The organism is Dactylosporangium sp. CA-233914, from assembly GCF_050942935.1.
Classification (GTDB): domain Bacteria; phylum Actinomycetota; class Actinomycetes; order Mycobacteriales; family Micromonosporaceae; genus Dactylosporangium.
Genome location: NZ_CP192030.1, coordinates 4,986,128 through 5,009,014, shown reverse-complemented (window position 1 = coordinate 5,009,014; position 22,887 = coordinate 4,986,128). Strand labels below are relative to the sequence as shown.

Here is a 22,887-nt window from a genome sequence, read left to right as displayed (position 1 = left end):
ACCACGGACATCAGAACATCAGATGACCTGTTGACTGGCGCCAAGGAGATCACATGAAGGTAGGCCTGCACTTCTCGTGCACCGCCGTGGACCAGTCCAGCTGGCCCGACCTCTACGATGCTGCCCTCACCCAGGCCGAGATCGCCGACGAACTCGGGTACGACAGTGCGGTCGTGTCGGAGCACCACTTCAAGGCCGAGGGCTGGATACCGTCGCCGTTCGTGCTCTGCGGCGCCATCGCCGCACGGACCCGCAACCTGCGCATCGGGACCGACATCGTGATCCTCCCGTTCCAGCACCCGATCAAGATCGCCGAAGACGTCCTCACCCTGGACAATCTCTCCCGCGGCCGGGCCGTGCTGGGGGCCGGCATGGGACACAGCGCCGCGGAGTTCGAGGCGCTGCAGATCCCGTACCGGCAGCGGGTCAGTCGCTCGGAAGAAGCGCTCGAGGTGATCCGGAAGGTCTTCACCACGCCGACCGTGAGCCACCAGGGCAAGTACTTCCAGTTCTCCGGCATCACCGTCACCCCGCGACCGGTGCAGCAGCCGGCGCCGCCGATCTGGTACGGCGCGATCAGTCCGGCCGGTGCCCGGCGGGCCGCCCGGTTCGCCGACGCGCTGGTCATCGGCCCGTCGCTGAGCTTCGCCGAGATGCTCGACGTGCGCGAGGCGTACCACGACGAGCTGCGCAGCCTCGGACGTGACCCCGAGGACGGCGAGATCATCGTCCGCCGCGAAGCATACGTGGCCGCCGACTCCCGCGACGCGTGGACCGATGGCCTGGCCGCCCTCAAGTACCAGGCCTCGCGCATCTACGCCGATTTCCCGGCCGACGGCACTGACGCCGACTTCCGCGAGTTCTCCGCCACCCGATACCTGGTCGGATCCCCGGACGAGGTATACGAGCAGTGCCTGCCCATCCGGGACAAGCTCGGCGCCGGCAACCTCCTGCTCCGCATCCAGCTCCCCGGGTTGGACGACGACCTGGCACTGGCCGCCACGCGGCTGTTCGGTGAGCAGGTACTCCCCCGCCTATGAACCCCGCCAGCGACCTGCGCGCCGCCGTCGACGCCGCCGCCGCCCATGTCCGGGCGCTGCGCCGCGACCTGCACCGGCACCCCGAACTGGGCTGGAGCGAGTACTACACCACCGCCCGCCTGCGCGACGAGCTGCACGCCGTCGGCATCACCGACATCATCGCCGGCACTGACCTGTACCGCGGCGCGACCCGCCTGGGTGTCCCCGACGCCACCGTCCTGGCCGCCGCGGCCGGCGCGGCGGGCGTGAGCGAAGCCGACCTCGCGACGATGCGCGCCGGCACCGGCCTCATCACCACGCTGGACAGCGGCCGGCCCGGCCCCGTCGTCACGCTGCGGGCCGACATCGACGCACTGCCCATCGACGAGTCCACGGACCCGGATCACACGCCCCATGCCGGGGGGTACCGGTCCAGCCGCGCCGGGATCATGCACGCCTGCGGTCATGACGCACATGCCGCCGTCGTCGCCGGCGTCGCCCGCGTGCTGCGTGACCTCGGCGCGCCCCGGCGCGGTGCCGTGCAGTTCATCTTCCAACCGGCCGAGGAGGGCACCCGCGGCGCCGACGCCATCGTCCAAGCCGGCTGGTTGGACCGAACCGACTACTTCCTCGGGCTGCACAACGCCGCCCGGCCCTGGTTCGGCACCGGACACCTCTGCCCGGGGGTGCACGGCCTGCTCGCGACCACGAAAATCGACATCCACATCCGCGGCCGCGAAGCCCACTTCGGCCTGGCGCCGCATCTCGGGCGCTCCGCCGTGGACGCCGCCTCCGCCATCGCCCTGCTCGCCCATGCCATCCCACGCCGCCCAGGCGGATCGGGACTCACCAACATCGGACGCATCGACTCCGGCCGGGCCCGCAACGTGGTGCCCGGCGAGGCCCTGCTCCTGGCCGAAGTACGGGCGGATCGCAACGAGGACGCCGACGCTCTGCTGGCCGGAATGCACAGGCTGGTGGAGGGCATCGCGCACGCCTTCGACGTGACCGCGACCGTCGAGGTGGTCGGCCGCAGCCCGGCCGCCGACAGCGACCGGGAACTCGCCACGCTCGTCGGCGAGGTGGCCGCCGAACAGCCGGGCATCACCGTCCACGACACGATGGCGTACGAAGCCAGTGACGACGCGGCGGCCATGATGCGCCGGGTGCAGGAGCGCGGCGGCCAGGCCACCTACCTGCACATCGGCTCACACCTGCCCGGCACCACCCACACCCCGCGGTTCGACGTCGACGAGGCGAGCCTGCCGCCGGCCGTCACCGTCCTGGCCGGCACCGTCCTGCGGCTCACAGCCGCACCGTAGCTGGCGGCCGTCTCTTCCGGAGAAACGCAGAGCGCACGGCACGGAAGCCATAAGATCGCCCGGAGTCGTCCACCGATGGGCAGGAGCAGCGGATGAGAGTCGGAATCTCCGGGACGCATGGAACCGGGAAGACGACCCTGGTCGAGGCGCTGTGTGCACACCTACCGGACCACGTGGCGGTGGACGAACCGTACTACCTGCTCGTCGAGGAGGGGTACGAGTTCCAGTTCCCGCCATCGCTGGAGGATTACCGGGCGCTGCTGGCACGCTCGGCACAGAGTCTGGGATCGCCGCCGTTGCTGCCGGGGGTCGTCTTTGACCGCACGCCGTTGGACTACCTCGCATACCTGGCCGCGACGGGTGCGGACCCCTCGGATGAGGCCGATGGCGCAACGCTCCGTTCGGCCTTCGCGAATCTCGATCTGCTGGTTGTCACGCCGACTACGCCCGAGACGGAGCGAGGTCTGCCGGCTGCGGAGCTGCCCGGGCTCCGTTCGCGAATGAATGACGCACTGCTGGAGTTGGTCTACGGCGATCCGCTGGACGCCTGGGAAGACGTACCAGTGCTGGAGTTGAACGGGCCGCTTGAGGGCCGGCTGGACGCGGTCGTCGCCGCTCTGGGCCGGTCCCGGTGACCGAACGATCATCCCTTACCGCCCGCGCCGCGACGTCACGGGGCGACCAGGAACGGGGTGATCACGTCGACCGGGGCGGTCGGCGGGGACTCGTCGCCGTTCGCGTCGAGCGCGGTCAGGCGGTACTGGTGGCGTTCGGCGCCACGGGTGCGCAGGGTCACGGCGTTGCCCGGGTACGTGCCGACCACCGTGGCGCCGTCGTACAGGCGGTAGGCCAGGCCGGGCGCCGGGGTCCAGGACAGCGGGACGTCGGCGTCGTAGGTGTTGACGATCGTCGGCTGGGCCGCGTGGAAGCCCAGCGGGGCCGCCGGACGGCCGGCGGGGCCCGGCAGCGTGGTCACGGTCAGCGGCGCCGAGGCGGGCGTGTCGGGGCAGCCGGGCAGCGAGCCGACCACGCGCAGGCTGTGTGGCGAGGCCGGCGCCAGGCCCGTGAGCACCGCGGCCGGGTCGGTGACGGTGGCGACGGCGCTGTCGCCGTCCAGCACCGTGTAGGAGCCGGCGGCCGACTCGAGGGTCCAGTCCAGGCGCAGGGTCGACGCGGTGACGGCGGTGGCGGTCACCCGGGACGGGGACGGCGGGTGAACCGGGCAGGGGGTGGTCGAGGGGGACAGGACGGGGCTGTGTTCCGACTCGTTGCCGGCCACGTCCAGCGCCGCCACGGTGAAGCGGTGCACGGTGTTGTGGAACAGGCCGGTGACCGTCGCCGACGGGGTCCACGTCGTGGCGACCCGGTAGGCACCGTCGTAGATCGCATACTGGTGGATGTAGGAGCCGTCGGACGGGGCCGACCAGGTCAGGCCGATCGAGCGGTCGGTCTGGGCGGTGGCGGAGAGGTTCCGCGGCGCGGCGGCCGCGTTGGTCGCGCCGGGCAGCGTGCGGGTGGCGGCGTAGCCGACTGCCGGGTTGCGCTGGTCGCAGTTGACGCGGCGCAGGGCGATCGCGTACGCGGTGTCGGGGGTGAGGCCGCCGACGCGCAGACTCGTGCCGGGCACGATGCCGTAGTCGCGGCCGTTGACCGTCAGGGCGAGCTGCGGCGACGCCCGGCCCACCGACCAGCGCACCGACAGGGCGGAGGACGTCACGTCGAAGACGGTGAGCGGCGCGGGCTCGTCGCACTGGGGCGCCATGCCGGGCGTCCAGGTGGTGCCCGTGAACGGCGCCGACGGGGGCGACTCCACGCCGTTGAAGGAGACCGCGGTCACCGTATAGGTGTGGGTGGTGTTGACACCGATGTACTGCATCGGGGCCGACGTCGTCGCTGTGCGCCGCACGACCGCGCCGCCCTCGTAGACGCGGAACGACGCGACCGCGGGTCCGCCCGCCGGCTGCCGCCAGGACAGGGAGATGCCGGTCACGGCGACCGAACCGGTCAGGTCGGCCGGCGCCAGCGGGGCCGGGCCGGGGGCGGCGGTCGCGGCGCCGGTGGTGACGGCGAGCACGGTCAGCAGGGCGGCCAGCGCGGCGGCTGGGGCGACGAGCGGACGCATCGGCGATCCTCTCTACGGAGACGCCGAGAAACAGTAAACAATGCTTTCTGTAGATGTCAACGTCAGGGGTTCGGCCGGACCTTCACGATTCTCGACTGGGGTCCGAGGTTGTACATGCCGAAGCCGCACGCCTCGGTGTAGGTGGTAGGGCCGACGAACACCCAGTTGGCGGGGTGCAGACCCCACTCACAGGCTTCGAAGTTGGTGTACATGGGATACCCGTCGCTCGACACCACGTTGGCGGCGTTGTTGCCGAATCCGGTACCGCAGCTGGGGTTAAAGGTGAAGGACACGGTGATGTAGTTGCCGGTCAGCCCCATGCCGCACACGCCGCCGGCGGCATGTGCCGCCTCCGGCACCAACAACAGCCCGGCCGCGATCAACAGCGTGGCCAGCACCCTGCGCACTTTGACCATGTACTCCTCCATCACGCGGACCGATTTAGATAGCTGCCCACGAATATAGACATCCAATGATTCACTCGCAAGTGGCCGCCATGCCGACGTCCAGGAGGGGATTCGACGCACAAACGTCGGATCACTTTCGTTGCGTCGGCCGCCGGATCGGACTGGCTACGAGCCGGCGGCCGCCTCGGCGAAGACCCATACCGAGCCGGCGCCGCGCACCCAGACGCGGCCGTGCGCGACGGCGATCGAGGCGCCGAGAATCCGGCGGTCACCGGGGTTCGGCCGGGGCACCAGCGGGCTGTCCGGCAACGGGAGCCGCCACACGACCGTCCGCGGCGTGGGGGTTGACACGCACACAAGCTCGGTCGAGCTCGCCAGCAGCAGATGGGTGGCGTCCACGTACGCGATCACCGGCGGGTCCCGACGCGCGACGTCGCCGACGGCATCGACGTCGATCTCAGCGGGTTCACTGCGGCGCGGCCGCGGCCCGTCCACAAGGATCCGCTCCAGCCGGTAGCGCCGCTGGCCGTCGACGACCACGGCACAGACCATCGCGGGGCCGTCGGCGATCGAGACGACCTCGCCGTGCACCGGATACCGCCACCGCTCACGCCCGCCGGCCAGGTCGTACCCGACCAGCTCCTCCCCCGGCGCAGGATGCCGCCGTTCCCAGGCTCGAGCCAGGTCGTCGAGGTCGGGTTCCACGTCGAGCTCCGCCGCGCGTGCGACGATCGCCTCCTCCCGGGCCGCGGCCGCGGCGAGCCTGCGCCCGCGGTCCACCAGCACCGCCGTGTCGCCCACCACCGCGCCGAACGAGCGGGCCCGCCGCGGGAAGATCTGGGCCGGCGGCAGCCGCCACCGTTCGCGGCCGTCGGCGATCGCCCGGCAAACGATCTCGCCCCCATGTTCCTGGCCCGGCGCGGTCTCGGTGACGGCGACGTCCCCGGCCGCGGCGAGAGCCCGCTCCGCCGCCTCCCAGCGCAGCGCCCCGGTCGCCAGGTCCCGGCACTGCAGATGCCAGGAGTAGGCGCGGTACACCCACGACGCGAGATAGGCGCCGGTCCCCACCGCGAGCGGCTCCTGCCACAGCTTGACGCTCACGTCGGCGCCGTACACGTCCAGTGCCGACTCCCGGCCGCCGGCGAGATCGTCCGCGCGCAGGATCCGCCCGTGCGCGTCGACCAGGTACACCGTGAACGACTCGTCCCACTGGTAGACCGGCAGCAGGATGCGGGCGTCCGGCAGCGGGCGGGGCACGCCCACCTGACACCCGTCCGCTCCCCGCCACCCGAGCGGCACCCGCACCCGGAACCGCTCCACCGCCGAGCGCGCGTCGAGCGCGATGAGCGCCGGCACGGTGCCGGTCACCGGGTCGCATGCGGACCCCGCGGCGACGAGCAGCCGCCCGTCGCCGACCGCCGGCGGCAGATACGACTCGTGCCAGGCGTCCGGCACCCGCACCGTGGACACCAGCTCCGGGCGGCGGACCGGACAGTGCCGGTCCCCGTCCGCTCCGCCGCGAGCCCGCATCGCCGCACGGTAGCAACGGGTGGCTACAGTCTCCCGCAGAGAGGGTGCGGACCGCATGAACGATGGGCATCGGGAGTTGGCCGACCAGCTGGGCCGGGCCGCGCAGACCCGGTCGGTGACGTTGCGCGACGTCGGGCTGGAGCCCGACTCGTACGATCTGCTGCGCACCGACACCCGCTTCGCCGACGTGGAACGGCTCACGCTGCACCACAACCGGCTCGGCGACGGCGGGACCGCGGCATTGGCGGCCAACCCCGCATTGACCGCCGTGACGCACCTGGAGCTGGTCGGCAACGCGGTCGGCCACGCCGGCATCCGCGCGCTCACCACCAGCCGTCTGCGCACCACCGTGACCCGGCTCGACCTCAGCGGCAACCCGGTGACGCCGGAAGGCTTCGAAGCACTGGCCGACGCGGCGATGCCCGCACTGCGGGAACTGCTGCTACGCAACGTACGCTGTGCGGGCCTGGGCGCGCTGTTACGCGCGGCGGCCCTCGACAAGCTCACCCTGCTCGACCTGTCCGAGAACGACCTCGCCGACCACGACCGCGAGTACTACGACTGGGCCGGCCCGCCGGTCTACACGATCCCGGCCGACGAGGTATGCGTGGAGCTACGCCTGCGGCTGGGGTACCGCCTGGATCTGTAGCGCCGACCTCTGCTTCGCGGCATTGTCCACAATCCGCGTCGCGGCTCACTCCCGGGCGGGGGTGGCGGTGGCCGCCGGCGTCGCCGGACGATCCGCTCGACAACGGCGACCGCGATGAAGAAGGCCGCGGTCAGAGTCGGCCAGACCAGGTGGCCGGCCGCGTTCCAGAAGCCGGTCTCGGCCCACAGGTAGACGAGCCCGGCGGCGGCCAGCACAAGCACCACGAGGAAGCTGGCATACCTCGCCTCTCCCGCGCCGTTCCGATCGCCGCCGGCCATCAGAACAGCCAGTCCGGGGTCAGGGGTGACATCCAGTCCGGCATCCAAGGTATCGGCATCTTTCGGCCTTCTCGACGATCCACTTACGCACCCCTGACGGCAGCTTCTGGAACGCCTTCCAGCCCAGGTTCGGGGACCCGATCCCAACGTACTGCGGCCCGGCGTCGATGAAACACTCGGCCCAACTCTGCCAGTCCTCCGGCCGGTTCTTGATGAGACAGGTGAAGAGGACGTGCCACGCAAGGTACGGCGATGCAGACCAGAGTGTCGATCGGGTTGAAGAAGCAAATGATGCCGATCTCCACGATCGCGGCGGCCAACAGAGCGTCGCAGATCAGCTTGCAGACGAACTGGAGCACATCGAGCACGTTGTCAGCCCACTCCACGATCCTGTCCACTGGCAGACTGCGTCGATGCCGGGCCGGCGGCAGAACCCGGCATTCGGGGAGCCGTCCCGATCGACCGGGCAGGTCACGCCGGGGCAATTACCGAACGGCCCGGCTGATCGTAGATCGCGGTTCGAGTGGTGGTACCCCCGCCCGGCGGTATGCGAGCAGGCCGTACGCCACAACCCGCCCGGGGCTCGTGGTGGATCAAGCGCTGGATCGGCCGGCGCTGGTCAGCCATTCGGTGAGGACGGCGGCCTGGCTGTGTTCGACATCGTGGGTGGCGGTCAGCAGCGTCAGCTTGTCGTGGCTCGCGATGTCGCGCAGATGGTCCAGGGCACTGCGCCGCGCGGGCTCGTGCAGTTCGGTGAGGTAGCGGCGGCGGAACTCGTCGAAGCGGCTGGGCTCGTGACCGTACCATTGGCGCAGTTCCGTGGACGGGGCGACGTCACGCAGCCACTCGTCGAGGTGTGCGTCCTGCTTGCGCATCCCCCGCGGCCAGACGCGGTCGACCAGCACCCGCTTGCCGTCCTCGGGCGAGGACTCCTCGTAGATCCTGCGGTATCTGATGTCCGTGCTCATGACACGACTCCCCCATTTTCTTCCCATCATCCGCCTGCGCGATCGGGTCGTCCTGGACGGCCGGGTTGAACATCGGTGGCGAGCCGAACGCCAGCGTGATGTCCAGACCGCCCTCCACCGGTGGGCCGCGGGCGGTGTGCTGGCCGCGCCGCGGGTCGCCTACGCCGGGCGCGGAGCGGACGAACGGGTGCCGGCGGGTAACAGACCGAACCGCTGTTCACCCCCGGCACCCGGTTCAGCTACAGCAACTCGGGGTTCTGGGTCCTCGGAGCCATCGTGGCGAAGGCCTCGGCAGAGCCGTACAGGGGACTACCGTTCGCAGGCGGGCTGAATTCGCTGTGCGAGGGGTTTGTGGGGCGGCACCGGGGAAGTGCTCCGCTGCGCCGACAGGAATCCGGTCCGAGGTGGGTCATGAGAATGCGCACCGCCGTCGCGGGCACGTCGCTCATCATCGTCGTCGTCTCGATCATCCTCGTGGGGCAGCTGCACCATTCGAATGGGACACCGCGACGGCCCGGGTCCCCTGCGTCGAACGGGGAACCCCAAAGGTCCGGTTTCCATGTTGCCAACGGGCGCCTTTACGATGCCGACAACAACGAGTTTGTCATGCGTGGCGTGGGCCAGAACCACGCCGTGTATCCGGAGAAGACGCCTCGGATGTTCAGCGACGTCAAGGCGATGGGCGCCAACACCGTACGGGTCGAGCTGTCCACGGGCGTGGTTGCCAGAAGAAGCGACGCGGCCGATGTCGCGCACGTGATCGCGCTGTGCCGGCAGAACCGTCTCGTCTGCGTCCTGGTCGTCAACGACACCACGGGGTGGGGTTACCGCCCGGAGGCCATTTCGCAGGCGCGGGCGGTGGACTACTGGATCAGTATTCGCAAGGCGCTCATCGGCCAGGAGAAGTACGCCGTCGTCGACGTGGCCAACGAGCCGTACGTCCTGGACAACTTCCGCTCCTGGCCCGGCGACACGATGGACTCGATCCACCGCCTGCGCCGGGCCGGCATCCATCAGACCCTCATGGTCGATGCGCCCGACTGGGGCCAGGACCTGTCGTTCACCATGCGCGACCACGCCGCCGACGTCTTCGCCGCCGACCCGGAGCGTAACACCGTCTTCTCCATCCACATCTACGGCGCGTTCGGCCGCGCCACGAACGTCCACGACTACCTCGGCCGGTACCTGCGGGCGAAGCTTCCCATCGCGGTGACCGAGTTCGCGTACACGCATCACGACGGCGACATCGACGAGGACGCGATCATGGCCGAGGCGCAGGCGCACCGCATCGGCTACCTCGCCTGGTCCTGGAGCGGCAACAGCGGAGACGTCAGCAACCTCGACATGGTGAACCAGTTCAACGCCAAGTCGCTCACCTGGTGGGGCCGGCGAGTGTTCGACGGCCCCAACGGTATCCGGCAAACCTCCCGCGAGGCGACCGTCTACACGCCGTAGTCAGAACGCGGCCGCGCGGTCAACTTCACCACACCGCCGGCGGCGTTCATCCTCCTCTCATCTTCGGCAGCCTACTGTCGGTGTGCACGAGGGTGAGGAGGCACGGCGGTGGGCGGTTTGACCGGCCTGGTCGAGCACTACGGATACCTGGGCCTGGCCGTCCTGGTCCTCGTGGAGGGGCTCGGGGTGCCCGCCCCGGGCGAGACCGCGATCATCCTCGCCGCCGGCCTGGCCGGGCACGGCCGGCTCAACGTGATCGCGATCGGCGTGGTGGCCTTCACGGCGGCGGTGACCGGCGACAGCATCGGCTACTGGATCGGCCGCCGCGGCGGGCGGCGCCTAGTGCTGCGCTTCGGTCACTACGTGCGGCTGACCGAGCCCCGCCTGGCCAAGATGGAGCGGTTCATGACCCGCCGCGGCCCGATCGTGGTCGCCGTGGCCCGGTTCGTCGAAGGGCTGCGCCAGCTCAACGGCGTCGTGGCCGGCGCCACCGGCATGCGGTGGCGGCGGTTCCTGGCCTTCAACGCGCTCGGCGCGGCGCTGTGGGTCGGCGCCTGGACGACCGGCGGCTACCTCGTCGGCGACCACATCCGGATGATCCGGGCGGCATTGGGCCGCTACGAATGGTACGCCGTGGCCGCTCTCGTCGTCGCCCTCGCCGGCTGGCTGCTGCTGCACCGCGTGCTTCGCCGCCGGTAGCCGGGCCGGATACTGCTGGCCGTCGCCGCCGGCCCGACAGCTGACCCACGCCGGCACGACGATCGTCACTCCTGCCGGGCGAGGCGCTTGGGCACCGGCGCGATGACCGTTGCAGCTAAGGCCTGTTTCATAGCTCGTGGTTAGTGCTGGAGCTATGGAACAGTCCGGGGTGTGCGCCTCGTCGTTCCGGTGCGGTCCGGTGCAGTGGCTGCGCCGGGCTCATCCCGGGGTTGTCGAGGGCACCGTTTCCGGTATTTCGCCGAGCACGCCGGCCCAGCCGGCGTGGCTGGTGCTGCGCTGCGGCCGCCGCGGATCGGCATCTGGATGATGCGGTACCCGGGGCGGTGGTGTCCGGTTGACTCGGCCGGGCCCCTTGCGGCCCTTGGTGGTGCGTCGAACACCTTCAGAATACAGCCATGTGGCCTCAAGTCAATCGGCCGTGGATCCGATGGCGCGCCGCTACATCGTCAGCCGAATTCGAACCACGGATTTGTGAACAGACCTTAGCTTAGCGTCGACCGACGATCTGGGAGGAAGCATCATGAGCGATCTGATTGTGATCGGATACCGCGACTTGACTACCGCGAACGCCGCCCGGGAAAAGATCATCGATCTGCAGCGGCAGGGGCTCATCACCGTGCGCGACGCCGCTGTCGTGGACGTCGGTCCCAACGGCAAGGTCCGGCTGCATCAGACGACGAACCCGGCCGCGGTCGGGGCGGCCGGTGGGGCCCTGTGGGGTGGCCTGATCGGGCTGCTGTTCTTCGCTCCGTTCATCGGCATGGCCGTCGGTGCGGCCAGCGGTGCGATCGCCGGAAAGGTCACCGACACCGGGGTGGACGACAAGTTCATCAAGGACGTCGGCGCGTCGCTGCAGCCCGGCTCGGCGGCGCTGTTCCTGCTCATCGACCAGGTCACCGTCGACAAGGTCGTGGCGGAGATGGCACCGTTCCAGTTCGGGGGTCAGCTGCTGCGCAGTTCGTTGAACATGGAGGCCGAACAGCGCCTGCGCGACGCCATCGAGGCCGCGCATCTGTCGCCCGCACGATGAGCGGCGCACGCCTGGCATAGGGCGTCGAGCAGCTGCCCCCACCCGTGGACCTCCCGGTGTGCGGCATCGACCGCGTACGCTGGGAAGGCGGCTGGCTACGGAGGGGCGGTGCCGGATGGCGAGACCGATCGAGGCGGCCCGGCGGCTGGTGGTGCTCACGGCGATCGACATCGAATACGCCGCGATGCGCCGCCACCTCAATGACCTCGTGCCCCGCCGGCACCCCGCCGGGACGATCTTCGAGGTCGGCGCGGTGCCCGGCGCGCCGTGGCAGGTGGCCCTCGCGGTCACCGGCCCGGGCAACATCGGCGCCGGGGTCCTCGCCGAGCGGGCGATCGCGCTGTTCGCCCCGCAGGCGCTGCTGTTCGTCGGCATCGCCGGGGCGCTGCGGGAGTGGGTGGCGCTCGGCGACGTCGTGGTCGGCACGCGGGTCTTCGCCTACCACGGCGGCCGCGACGACCGCTCCGGGTTCCAGCACCGGCCCCGCAGCTGGGACGCCGCGCACGGCCTGGAGCAGCTGGCCCGGCACGTGGCCCGCGACGACGTGCGGCCCGAGGGCGACGAGCGGCCCGGCCCGGCGGTGCACTTCCTGCCGATCGCGGCCGGGGAAGTACTGCTCAACTCGCCCTCGTCGCCGCTGGCCCGGCAGCTGCAGGGCCAATACGGCGACGCGGTGGCCATCGAGATGGAGAGCGCCGGCGCCTCCGCGGCCGCCCACCTCAACGGCGGCCTGCCGATGCTCACGGTGCGCGGCATCAGCGACTCCGTCCACCGCCCCAAGGAGGAGGCCGAGCAGGCCGGCTGGCCGCTGCTCGCCGCCCAGCGCGCCGCCGCCTTCGCCGCCGGCCTCATCCGCCGGCTCGAACCGGAGCACACCGGCGCCGCCCCCACGGCCGCGCCCGTCGTTGCGGACCGTCCCGCGGCTCCGGCCACCGTTGCGGACCGTCCCGCGGCTCCGGCCACCGTTGCGGACCGCCCCGCGGCTCCGGCCAACGTGCAGGTCAACTCGGCCTCGGGCGGCGCCGTCTTCGCGGTGCAGGGCGGCGACCAGATCGTCCACGGCGGCCCCCGCTAAGACCTCAGAACCGTTCGTCGTCCAGGGCGGCGCGCAGCTCGTCGAGCCGGGCCGCGACCGCCGGGGCCACCCGGGCCAGCCGCTCGTCGCGGGTGCGCAGCTGCAGCCGCTGCGACCACAGCACGGCCCGGCCGCCCTCCAGCAACTCCAGGGCGAGGCCGGGGCGCTCGCCCGCCACGGCGGCCGCGGCGCCCTCGCCCGACAGGCCCGCCCACCGCACCAGGTGCGTCTGCCGGGTGCGCCGGTCGCCGCCGCGCCAGGCGGCCTGGGGCAGCAGCGCGACCGCCTCGGCGTAGGCGGTGGCGGCGGCCGGGGACTCGCGGGCCGCCATGGACAGCTCCGCGTCGATCGTGCGGGCGCCGAGGCGGACCGCGACCGGCGCCGCGCGAATGTCGGCGGCCTCCCGCGCGGCCCGCTGGGCGCGGCGGCGGTCGCCGCGGTCGCGCAGCAGCACGGCGAGCCCGCTGAGCTGGGTCGCCCGCGCGGGCGAGCCCGGTGCCGCCGCGGCGGCCGCCTGCCGCGCGCCGACGATGGCGCGGCGCAGGTCGCCCGGGTCGCGGCCGACGAACCACCGCTGCGCCCAGGCCGCCGCGAGGTTGCCGATCCGGCCGGGCCGGCCGGGCGGGCCGCTCGCGGCCAGCGCACCGCGGTGGGCGCGGATCGCCGCCTCGATCGTCGCCGGGTCGTGGTCGCGGCCGTAGGCGACGGTCAGGACGTTGCCGAGGCTGCTGCGGATCGCCGCCCGGTCCGAGCGCGGCGCGGCGGACGCGTCGGCGGCGCGCGCGGCCGCGAGCGCCGCGCCGAGGTCGCCGTCGAGCCCGGCGTCCGGGCGCTCACCACGCCGGTCGAGGGCCCGGGCCGGCAGCAGCTCGGCGAGGTTGGGCAGCCGCGCGGCGGCCGTCACGTTGTCCTCGGCGGTGTCGGCCGCGGCGGCCGGGGCCAGCTCGATCGCGGCGTCGAGGTCGCCGTCCGGGCGCTCGCCTCGCCGGTCGAGGGCCCGGGCCAGGAGCAGCTCGGCGAGGTTGGCCAGCCGCGCGGCGGCCGTCACGTTGTCCTCGGCGGTGCCGGCCGCGGCGGCCCGGGCCAGCTCGATCGCGGCGTCGAGGTCGCCGGCCGTGCCGAGCCGGCTCCACCGGGCGTGCAGGATGTTGGCGAGGTGCGCGGCGAACATCGCCCGCTCGGAGTGCTCCGGCGGCACCTCGTCCAGCGCGGCCCGGGCCGCGGCGACGGCCGACTCCAGGTCGGCGAACCCGCCCCGGTCCAGCAACCGCAGCCGCAACGCCTCCGCGAGGTTGCTCAGCCGATACGCCCGCTGCAGGTCCTGCGGCGGGGTCGCGTCGGCGGCCGCCCGGTAGGCGTCGATCGCCGCGTCGAGCGCGCCGGGGTCATTGCCGTGCTCGTAGCGGCTGTGCAGCACGGTGGCCAGGGTCGCGAGGCGCTCCGGGCGGTCCGGGCCGCCGCCGGACAGGGCCCGCCGGGCGAGGGTCTCGGCCTCGTCGAGGTCCGCGGCCCGCCCGGCGTGCTCGAAGCGCATCCGCAGGGTGGTCGCCAGCTTCTCGGCGCTGCTGTAGTACTGCGCATCCGCCGCCCGCGTCGACTCGTGGGCCTCGCGGTGCAGGTCGACGGCCCGGTCCAGCGCCTGCGGCCGGCCGCGGTGCAGATAGGCCAGCGCCCACGCGTCCCCGGCCCGGGCCACCATCTCCGGCCGGATCGGATGCTCCGCCGGCACCTCGGCGCACAGCCGGTCGTACTGCTCGACGGCGTCGTCCAGGTCGCCGGGCCGGCCGCGCCGGCGGAACCGCACCAGCAGGACGTTGGCGAGGTTCGCCCGGTAGCCGGCGATCGCGTCGGCCGGCGCGTCGGGCGGGACGTCCTCGGCGGCCAGCCGGGCGCACTCGACCGCCTCGTCGAGGGTGTCCGCGCCGGCGACGGAGTACGCGAGCTCCAGGGCCGCGCCGAGGTTCGAGCGGTACGACGACAGGTACGGATCGCCGGGCGCCGCCGCCGCGACCGCGGCCCGCAGCTCGGCGATCGCGGCCTCGAGGTCCCGCCCGTGATAGTGCTCGGTGAACCGGGTGGCCAGCGCCGCCCCGAGGTTGGAGTGCACCAGCGCCGCGTCCTCGTCGCCGGGCGAAAGCAACCGGCGGGCGCGCCACCCGAGCCGGACGGCGGCCTCCAGGTCGGCAGGGTCGCCGGCCAGCTCGAACCGGCTGGCCAGCGCCGCCGCCAGCCCGGTCAGCCGGATCGGCCGGGACTCGTGGCCGGCCGGGGTTTGCGACAGCAGCGTGCGGTACAGCTCGATCGCCCGCTGCAGCAGCACGACGTCGCCGCCGGCCTGCGCGCGGGACAACGCCTCCTGAGCTTCCTCGGCGAGGGTCACGACGTCGACGGTACCGCCGCGAGCCTGTCGACCATGGCGGCGCGATGGTAGGCATGAGGCATGTCGGCGGAGTCCGTGCAGCGCAACGATGCCCGGCAGGACGGCCGGGTGTACGCGGCGCAGCACGGCGGGCAGGTCAACGTCGAGAACGTACACCTGACCGTGGCCGGGCAGCGCGCCGAGCAGGCGGTCTCGGTCGTGCCGCCGCTGGGCCGGCGCGACCCCGCGCGGCCGCTGCGCGGGCGCGAGACGCTCGTCACCACGCTGCACTCGGCGCTGCACACCCCCACCGGCGGGCCGGGGTGCGCGTGCTGTGCGGCCTGGCCGGCAGCGGCAAGTCGGCCGTGGCCCTGGAGGTGGCACACCGGGCCGCCGCCGCGGGCGCGGACGTGTGGTGGGTCGCCGGCGCCGCCGAGCACACCGTCGCCGCGGGCATGCTGGCCGTGGCCCGGCGCCTCGGTGTGCCCGCCGAGGCGCTGCACCACGGCGACGCCGCCGACCAGGTGTGGCGGGCCCTGGCCGCGCGCGGCGGGCCGTGGCTGCTGGTGTTCGACGGCGTCGACCGGCCCGAGGTCCTCGCCGGCTCCGGCGCGCTCGCCGACGGCACCGGCTGGCTGCGCCCCGTCGCCGGCGGCGGGCTGGTGCTCGTCACCTCCCGCGACGGCGACCCGCAGACCTGGGGCGCCTGGTGTGTGCTCGACCCGGTCGGCATGCTCGGGCCCGCGGACGCAACCCGGGTGCTCACCGACCTCGCCGGGGAGGCCGGCAGCCAGCGCGCGGCGAGGGCGCTCGCCGAACGGCTCGGCGGCCTGCCGCTGGCGCTGCGCATGTGCGGGGCGTATCTCGCCGACACCGCCGAGGTCCCCTGGCCCGAGCCGGGCGCGGTGACGACGTTCGAGGGCTATCTCGCCGCCCTCGACGCCGCCCCGCCGGGCGCTGCCGGTTCCCCGGCCGAGGCGCACCGGCAGATCATCGCCCGCGCCTGGGAGCTGTCGCTCGACCTGCTCGACGAGCGCGGGCTGGAGCCCGCCCGGCCGCTGCTGCGGGTGCTGTCGCACCTCGCCGACGCCCCGGTGCCGTACCAGCTGATGCTGAGCCCGTCCGTGCTGGCCACGGCGGCGGAGTTCGCCGGGCTCACCGCCTCGCGGCTGTGGCGGGTGCTGCGCGGGCTGGCCGCGCTGGGCCTGGTCGACCTGGCCGACGACGCGGTCGCGGTGCACCCGCTGGTGCGGCAGGCCAGCCGTGAGCCGTCGGCCGGCCTCGCCCCGCTCGCCGCCGAGCTGCTGGTCCGGGCGGTCGCCGGCGGCGCGATCGGCCCGCCGCACGACCCGGCGGCCTGGCCGCGCTGGCAGGCGGTGGCCGCGCACGCGCTCCACCTGGCCGCGACCCTGCCGGACGGACCGGCGGCCGACGCCGAGGGCGTGCTGGCGTGCGCCGTCGCCGCGGTCCGCCATCTGCGGGCCCGGGGCATGTTCGAGCCCGCCGGGCCGGAGTTGCGCCGGCTGCTCGGCGTCGCCGGGCGGGTCCTGCCCGCCGGCCACCCGCTGCTGGCCCAGCTGCGGCACGAGCTGGGCTACACGCTGTACTACACGGGCCGCCTCGCCGACGCCGAGCGCGAGTTCCAGGCGGCGCTGGCGGCCCGGCTGGAGGTGCTGGGCCCGGCCCACCCGGACACGCTGCAGAGCCAGCACGCCCTCGGCCGGGCCGCCCGCAGCCTGGGCCGCTACGCGGAGGCCGAGGCGCGGCTGCGGTCGGTGTACGAGGCCCAGCGCGGCCTGCTCGGCCCCGACCACCCGGACACCCTGACCTCGCAGCACCAGCTGGCCCGCGCGCTGATGAGCCTCGGCGCCCTGCAGCAGTCCCGGGCCGAGTTCCAGCGGGTGCTCTGGCGGCGGCGCCGGACCCTGGGCCCGCTGCACCCCGACACGCTGATGACCCGCCACCAGCTCGCCGCGGTCGCCTACCGGCAGGGTCGCTACGGCGCCGCCGAGCGGCAGGGCCGCAGCGTCGGCGAGCTGCGCCGGGCGATGCTCGGCGAGCACCACCCCGACACGCTGCACTCCCGCCAGTGGGTGGCCCTCGCGCTGGCCGCCCAGGGGCACGGCGCGGTGGCCGAGACCGAGCTGCGCGACCTGCTCGACATCCGCCGCCGCGTCTTCGGCCCCCGCCACCCGGACACGATGACGACGCACTTCCACGTCGCCGGCCTGCTCGCGGCGCTCGGCCACACCACACAGGCCGCCGAGGAGTACCGTCAGGTGCTCGCCGGCCGCCGCCAGCAGCTCGGCGACGACCACCCGGACACCCGCCTGGCCGGGACCCGGCTGCGGGAGATCGCCGGGGGCGGGGCACCATAGCGGCGTGACCGAGGTAGACGGTGCGCCGGATCCGTCCCGGAGCGTCGACCGGCGCATGGCGCTGGCCCGCGAGTGGGACGAGCTCGTCGAGCAGGTGCGGCAGCTGGACGGGTTCGAGGACTTCCTGCGCCCTCCGCCGCTGGACAAGCTGCTGCCGGCCGCGGCCGACGGGCCTGTCGCGGTCATCAACGTCAGCCGGTGGCGCTGCGACGCGCTGCTGGTGACCGAGGACGAGGTGCGGGTCCGGGACCTGCCCGGCCTTACCGCCGCCGACGTGCAGCGCCGGGTCGAGGGATACCTGCGGCAGCTGCAGCGGGTCGGCCAGTGTGAGGCCGCCTACGTGCGGGCCCGGCGCGACCCCGCCGCCACGGGCGAGGCCCGGGCCCGCGCCGCACATGAGCTGCGCGTCGCCAGGCTGCGCGCCGAGACGACGCTCCGGGTCGTCCTGCAATGGCTGTGGGACAGCGTGGCCGAGCCGGTGCTGACCGAGCTGGGGTTCGCCGAGACCCCGGCGGAGGGCGCCGTGTGGCCGCGGCTGTGGTGGTGCCCGACCGGGCTGCTGACGCTGCTGCCCCTGCACGCGGCCGGAGACCACCGCGCGCCGGGGCCGGACCGGCCGACGGTGCTCGACCGGGTGGTGTCGTCGTACACGCCGACGCTGCGGGCCCTGCTGGAGGCCCGCCGGCCGCTGCCCGCCGGCGCGGACCCGCCGGGGCTGCTCGCCGTCACCGTGCCCGACGCGCCCGGGGAGGTACCGCTGGACAACGTCGCCGCCGAGCGGGACATGCTCGTTGCGCGCTTCGCCGGCCGGTGCACGCTGCGCGACGGCCGGGACGCCGTCGTCGCCGACGTGCTCGAGCTGCTGCCCGCACACCGCTGGGTGCATTTCAGCTGCCACGGCGACCAGCTGCTCGACGACCCGTCGCAGGGCGGGCTGCGGCTCTACGACGGCGTGCTGACCATCGGGCAGATCAGCGAGCGGCAGTACTCCGGCGACTTCGCCTTCCTCTCCGCGTGCAAGACCGCGACCGGCGGCCTGGCGCTGGCCGACGAGGCGATCACCCTCGCCGCGGCGCTGCACTACACCGGCTACCGGCACGTCATCGGTACCTTGTGGACGGTCTACCAGTCCGAGGCGTACACGGTCGCCGACGCCGTCTACGCCGACGGTTTCGAACCGGCCAAGTCCGCGCACCGCCTGCACGGGGTCCTGCGCCAGATGCGCGAGACCGAGCGGCTCAGCGCCTGGACCCCGTTCACCCACACCGGCCCGTGACGTCCGGCAGCAGGCCGGTGCGCCGGCTCAGCTCGTCGAGGATGTCCTGCAGGGTGGTGCGGGCCCGCGGTGTGCGGGCGGTGGCCCGCGCGGCCGCGACGGCGTCCATCACCCGCTGCGCGTCCAGGGCCGGGTTGAGCGCGGCGTGGCTGGCCGCGGCGTGCAGGCGCGGCTCGGCGGTGTCCAAATTGGACAGTAGCGGCTCGGGATCGCCGAGGTAGCCCAGCGCGATCAGCCGGCCCGCGGCCACGCTCGGGTGCCGCCCGGCCGGGTCGAGCCCGGCGATGCGGCGCTCGACGGCGGCCGCCGCCCGGTCGCCGGGCGGGGCCAGGCTCGCGAGGAAGCCTCCGGCCGACAACAGCTCCGACGGCCAGGCGAGGGAGAGGATGCCGTACTCCCGGTAGGTCGCCTCCCGGACCATGGCGCCCGGCACCGCCAGATCGAGCAGCTCCCCCACGAGCGGCAGCGCCTCGGTCAGCCGCGCGGTCGCCGCGGCCCGGACGAAGTCGACCGCCGCCCAGGCCGGTGCCGCCGCCGGAGCCGCGGCCGCGAGCGCCCGCAACGCGTGCGGGCTGAGGTCGTACTCCTCGGGCCGGGCGCCGTCGAGATGGAAACCGGGCCCGCAGAGCGTGGCGACGCCGAGCGCGGGCTCCTCGACGAGCAGCCGGCTCCACAGCTCCCGCCGGGGCATGGCCCGGGCGATCGCGGTGCGCAGCGGCCACCGCAGCCGGGCCGGGTGCTCGGCCAGGGCGTCGGCGACACCGACGGCCAGCCGCCCGCCGCGGACGGGATCGCGGTGGGCGACGGCCACGAGCAGCGCGGCGAGCGCCTCGGCCGGCAGCGTCCGGGCGAGGATCTCGGGGTCCGGGTCGGCGTCGGGCACGTCGGGCACCGCATCGCCGAGGTCGAACGTGGACCGGTGGGCCAGCACGAGCTCACGGTCCCCGGCCAGGGGCCCGCGCAGCAGCTCCCGCTGCTCGTCCTGCGCGGCGTCGGCGGCCGCGGTGGTGCTCAGCATGGGCAGCAGCCGGTCCAGCTCGGCCAGCCGTCCGGCGGCGGCCGAGCGGTAGGCCGCGCGCTGGGTCGCGGGCAGCGGGACGCCGAGCCGGTCGAGGGCGGCGTGGGCGGCGCGCCGGTACGCCCACGGCGCGTCGGGGCCGCAGCCGTCGGCGATGAGCAGGGCCAGGTGGGTGGCCCGGCGGTCGGCCGCGAGCCGCGCGGCGTCGGCCCGCAGCCCGGCCGGGTGCCCCGGGTCGGCGAGCAGGTCGCGCAGCAGGTTCACGGGTGCGGCGGCGCCGAACGCGGCCAGGCCGGCCGTCCGCGCGCCCTCGGGCCGGGCCGGGTCGCCGATCGCGTCGCGCAGCGGCCGGGCGCCGTGCGGGCCGAGCGCGACGAGCGCCGCGGCGGCCCGCCGCCACGCCGCGTCGCCGGCGGCCTCGTCGCGCAGCGTCTCGTCCTGCTCGGCGACGAACGCCCGGACCGTCTCGTCGTGCGCCGGGAGCCCGGCCGCGGCGATGAGCCGGCCCGCGAACGCCGGGTCGGCGCGGCGGACGACCGGCAGCACGGCCGCGAGCAGGCCGGCGGGGCGCTCGTCGCGGGAGGCGGCCAGGCGCAGCGGCTCCTGCCAGTCCAGCCGCCGGGCGCGGGCCGCCACCTCGCCGGGGTGGCGGATCAGGTGTGTGGCGGCGAAGAAGTCGCGGTACGCCGGCCGGGCGAAGGCCGGGCCGGCGTCCGGCTCGGCGAGGATGCCGGCGGCCACGAGCAGCGCCCGGTCGGCCCCCGCGGGCGCAGCACCGCCGGCGGCGAACGCGGCCGCCGCCGTGCAGGCCGCGTCCCAGCCGGCCGCACTGGCCTGGGGGCGGCCCGCGAAGTGCCGCTCGAGCAGCGCGCCGAGCCCGGGCGGCCGGCCGTGCGGGGCGAGGTGCTCGGCGAGCATGCTCAGCCACAGCGGGCTGGCGAGCAGCTCCGCGGTCGCGGGCGCGCCGGCCAGCACGCGGCGGACGTTGCGCACCGGCAGGCTGCCCAGCGCCGCCGACTCGGTGAGGTACGCGACCGCCATCGCGGCCGTCGGCGGCAGCAGCCGGTAACGCCGCGGCCCGCCGGGTTCCGCGCCGGGCAGCGTGCGGCCGCACAGCAGCACGGCGGTGCGCGGGTACGCCCGGCGGACCTCCCGCGCCCACGCCAGGGCGCCGGGCCACTGCGTCGCCGTGGCGATCCCGTCGACGGTGACGTGCAGGCAGCCCGCGCGCAGCAGGTCCTCAACGTGCCCGGCGGCCGCCTCGGTGAGCGGCGCGTGCCGGGCGACGAGCTGCGCGACGCCGCCGCCGGGCAGGTCCGCCGCCGGGATGAGCACCGGCAGGCGGGACCGCGCGGCGAGCATGCGCTCGGCCATCGTGGTCGCGACCGTGGTCTTGCCGGAGTCGGGCGGCCCGGCGAGGACCGCGAACGGTTCGGCGGCCAGCGCGGTCACCGCGCCGAGAACCTCCCCGGCGGGGTCCGCGGTGCCGACCGGCTCGGCCGCGAGGTCGATGAACGGCCGCCGGGCCGGGCCCGGGGCGGGCGGGCGCAGCGCGGCCGCCGCGACCCGCACGGCGGCGGCCGTCAGGGCGCCGGCGACCTCGCCGGTAGCGCCCCGCCGGTCGGCCTCGGCCGCGACCGCCCCGAGCAGGGGCGCGCCGGCCACGCCGGCCCGGGCCAGCGCGTCGGGCAGCGCCGTGGCCAGGGCGGCCAGGTCGCCGTCGGGCCAGTTCGCGAACGCGGCCGCGAGGTCCTGCCACTCCGCGCCGACGGCGGCAACCGCGGCCGAGGCGGCCAGCCGGGTCGGGGCCTGCTGCGCGTCGGGCCACTTGAAGGTGCGGTGCGCGGCGACGATGAGGTGCCGGTTGTAGTCGGCGAACCAGCGCGCGCGGTCCTGTCGCGGGTAGGAGCGCCAGGCCTCCCAGCGCAGGCGGGCGAGCGCCGGCCAGACCGCGGCCGGGCCGGGCGGCAGCAGACCGGTCATCGCCGCGTGGACGGTGCTCACCGGCGCGGCGGGCCCCCGGTCCTCGTCGGGGCCGAAGGCGAACAGCGTGGCCGCCGCGGCCAGGGTGCGCTGCAGTCGTACCAGGTCGGCGAAGCGCGGGTCGCCGGCGCAGGCGCGCATGAGGTTGACCTCCAGACAGACGAAGTCGGCCAGCAGATGGCCGTCCTGGGTGGCCGCGGCGTAGTCGATCAGGTACGGCCGGTCGTGCGGGGTCAGGCCGTGCGGGGAGTCGACGAGCAGCACGTTGCGCGCGTTGAGGTCGCCGTGGACCCGCGAGCGAACCGCCGGCAGCCGGTCCCCGAGCAGGGCGCGGCGCAGCCCGGCGTACGGGTCCGCGACGGCCACCTCGCGCAGCCCGTCGACGTGCTGCTCCAGCCGGCGCCTGACGGTCTCGGGCCGGACCGCCACGACCCGCCCGTCCAGGTCGAAGGCCTCCCCCGGGGCGACGCCGGGCGGAGTGCCGCCGCGGATCTCCGCCGTGGCCGAGTCGCGCAGGCCGACGGGCACGCCGGCGAGGTGTCCCAGCGTCAGCCCGGTGATCGTCACCCGGTCGCCGACCCCGACCCCGTGCGGGGCGGCGGTGCCCGCGGCGAGGATCTGCGACGGGTACACCGGCGAGCCGCCCGGCCCGGGCTCGACCGCGATGTCCGGGCCCAGCCGGCCGGCGAGCTCCTTCAGGGACGCCTCCGCCGCCACGACCGGCGCGCCGTGGAAGACGTCCCGGGCCCGCGACAGCGTCGAGGCCACCGCCGCGGTGGCGCGCCGGGCCGCGCCGGCGTCGCCGAGCGAGGCGCGCGCGAACACGTCCTCGAGGGTGGTCAGCGCCGCGGCCGGCTCGCCGACGAACGCCGCCACGTGCTGGTAGACGATCGCCTCCCGCTCCCGGGAGCCCGGTCCCAGCACGCCCGGCGTCGCCGCCACGATCGGCGGGCACAGCTCGCTGGCGGCGGGCCGGACGACCTCGTCGTAGGCCTGGTACTCGGTCCGCGTCCGCTCGGCGGTGTCGACCTTGACGACCACGACGAAGGTGCGCCGCTCGTGGTGCACGACGACGTCGAGGACGGTGGCGCCGCCGAGGCCGGAGAGCTTGCGCCGGACCTCGATCCGCACCGGCGGGGTCCCCCAGGGCTCGGGTCCGTGCGCCTCGGCGAGCTTGCTCAGCACCGACTCCAGCTCCGGCCGCTCGTCCTGCGGCACGTCGCTGCCGTCGAGGGTGATGTCGGTCATCGTCCGTCGTCCTCGTGATAGCGTCCGCGTGCCGCCTTTCGAACGATACT

17 protein-coding genes are annotated in these 22,887 nt (G+C 74.5%); 10 read left to right on the top strand and 7 right to left on the bottom strand.

The genetic code is table 11. The features are described 5' to 3' along the window. The first annotated feature begins 53 nt into the window (after positions 1-53). The 3 genes from ACQPY0_RS22320 to ACQPY0_RS22310 all read left to right on the top strand — a co-directional run bounded on the left by ACQPY0_RS22320 (position 54) and on the right by ACQPY0_RS22310 (position 2,976). The gene (locus tag ACQPY0_RS22320) at positions 54-1,040 is read left to right on the top strand and encodes an LLM class flavin-dependent oxidoreductase (protein ID WP_432991858.1); all 987 of its coding nucleotides are present in this window, start codon (positions 54-56) and stop codon (positions 1,038-1,040) included. Continuing rightward, entirely contained in the window at positions 1,037-2,341 is a 1,305-nt protein-coding gene (locus tag ACQPY0_RS22315; protein ID WP_432991856.1) for an amidohydrolase, read from the top strand. The genes ACQPY0_RS22320 and ACQPY0_RS22315 overlap by 4 nt, the downstream gene beginning before the upstream one ends. Positions 2,342-2,433: 92 nt before the next feature. Then, positions 2,434-2,976: an AAA family ATPase gene (locus ACQPY0_RS22310; protein ID WP_432991854.1), complete on the top strand. Its 543-nt coding sequence runs from the start codon at positions 2,434-2,436 to the stop codon at positions 2,974-2,976. A gap of 35 nt (positions 2,977-3,011) precedes the next feature. Here ACQPY0_RS22310 and ACQPY0_RS22305 read toward each other — a convergent pair whose 3' ends face one another. From ACQPY0_RS22305 to ACQPY0_RS22295, 3 genes are all read right to left on the bottom strand, one after another. Next, complete coding sequence (locus ACQPY0_RS22305) at positions 3,012-4,463, bottom strand: fibronectin type III domain-containing protein (RefSeq protein ID WP_432991852.1); 1,452 nt, start codon at positions 4,461-4,463, stop codon at positions 3,012-3,014. Between the two features lie 62 nt (positions 4,464-4,525). Continuing rightward, on the bottom strand, positions 4,526-4,894 hold the full coding sequence (locus ACQPY0_RS22300; RefSeq protein WP_432991850.1) for a hypothetical protein: 369 nt from the start codon (positions 4,892-4,894) through the stop codon (positions 4,526-4,528). Positions 4,895-5,035: 141 nt separating this feature from the next. Beyond that, positions 5,036-6,400 (bottom strand): hypothetical protein, encoded by a 1,365-nt coding sequence (locus ACQPY0_RS22295; RefSeq protein WP_432991848.1) that lies wholly within the window; start codon positions 6,398-6,400, stop codon positions 5,036-5,038. 55 nt (positions 6,401-6,455) lie between these two features. On the opposite strand from ACQPY0_RS22295, the gene ACQPY0_RS22290 reads away from it, so the two are divergent. Further along, entirely contained in the window at positions 6,456-7,049 is a 594-nt protein-coding gene (locus tag ACQPY0_RS22290; protein ID WP_432991846.1) for a hypothetical protein, read from the top strand. Positions 7,050-7,410: 361 nt separating this feature from the next. Here ACQPY0_RS22290 and ACQPY0_RS22285 read toward each other — a convergent pair whose 3' ends face one another. Together ACQPY0_RS22285 and ACQPY0_RS22280 are read right to left on the bottom strand one after the other, a co-directional pair. Further along, positions 7,411-7,725: a hypothetical protein gene (locus tag ACQPY0_RS22285; RefSeq protein WP_432991844.1), complete on the bottom strand. Its 315-nt coding sequence runs from the start codon at positions 7,723-7,725 to the stop codon at positions 7,411-7,413. A 195-nt stretch (positions 7,726-7,920) separates the two neighbouring features. Further along, positions 7,921-8,295 carry a DUF488 domain-containing protein gene (locus ACQPY0_RS22280; protein ID WP_432991842.1) on the bottom strand — a complete coding sequence of 125 codons (375 nt, stop codon included), beginning with the start codon at positions 8,293-8,295 and terminating at the stop codon, positions 7,921-7,923. Positions 8,296-8,901: 606 nt separating this feature from the next. Between ACQPY0_RS22280 and ACQPY0_RS22275 the strand changes: the two genes are divergently transcribed. From ACQPY0_RS22275 to ACQPY0_RS22260, 4 genes are all read left to right on the top strand, one after another. Then, positions 8,902-9,750, top strand: coding sequence for a cellulase family glycosylhydrolase (locus ACQPY0_RS22275; protein WP_432991840.1), 849 nt, complete (start codon positions 8,902-8,904; stop codon positions 9,748-9,750). A 108-nt stretch (positions 9,751-9,858) separates the two neighbouring features. Then, complete coding sequence (locus ACQPY0_RS22270; protein ID WP_432991838.1) at positions 9,859-10,449, top strand: DedA family protein; 591 nt, start codon at positions 9,859-9,861, stop codon at positions 10,447-10,449. A gap of 541 nt (positions 10,450-10,990) precedes the next feature. Beyond that, positions 10,991-11,500, top strand: coding sequence for a DUF1269 domain-containing protein (locus ACQPY0_RS22265; RefSeq protein ID WP_432991836.1), 510 nt, complete (start codon positions 10,991-10,993; stop codon positions 11,498-11,500). A gap of 115 nt (positions 11,501-11,615) precedes the next feature. Beyond that, entirely contained in the window at positions 11,616-12,575 is a 960-nt protein-coding gene (locus tag ACQPY0_RS22260; RefSeq protein ID WP_432991834.1) for a purine phosphorylase, read from the top strand. A 4-nt stretch (positions 12,576-12,579) separates the two neighbouring features. Here ACQPY0_RS22260 and ACQPY0_RS22255 read toward each other — a convergent pair whose 3' ends face one another. Further along, a complete protein-coding gene (locus ACQPY0_RS22255) occupies positions 12,580-15,237 on the bottom strand; it encodes a hypothetical protein (protein WP_432991832.1) in 2,658 nt (885 codons plus the stop codon). Positions 15,238-15,257: 20 nt separating this feature from the next. Between ACQPY0_RS22255 and ACQPY0_RS22250 the strand changes: the two genes are divergently transcribed. Both ACQPY0_RS22250 and ACQPY0_RS22245 read left to right on the top strand, forming a co-directional pair. Beyond that, positions 15,258-17,312 carry a tetratricopeptide repeat protein gene (locus tag ACQPY0_RS22250; protein ID WP_432991830.1) on the top strand — a complete coding sequence of 685 codons (2,055 nt, stop codon included), beginning with the start codon at positions 15,258-15,260 and terminating at the stop codon, positions 17,310-17,312. A gap of 4 nt (positions 17,313-17,316) precedes the next feature. Further along, positions 17,317-18,588 (top strand): CHAT domain-containing protein, encoded by a 1,272-nt coding sequence (locus ACQPY0_RS22245; protein WP_432991828.1) that lies wholly within the window; start codon positions 17,317-17,319, stop codon positions 18,586-18,588. Here ACQPY0_RS22245 and ACQPY0_RS22240 read toward each other — a convergent pair. Then, entirely contained in the window at positions 18,569-22,837 is a 4,269-nt protein-coding gene (locus tag ACQPY0_RS22240; protein ID WP_432991826.1) for a hypothetical protein, read from the bottom strand. The two genes, ACQPY0_RS22245 and ACQPY0_RS22240, sit on opposite strands and share 20 nt — an antisense overlap. Positions 22,838-22,887: the final 50 nt, after the last annotated feature.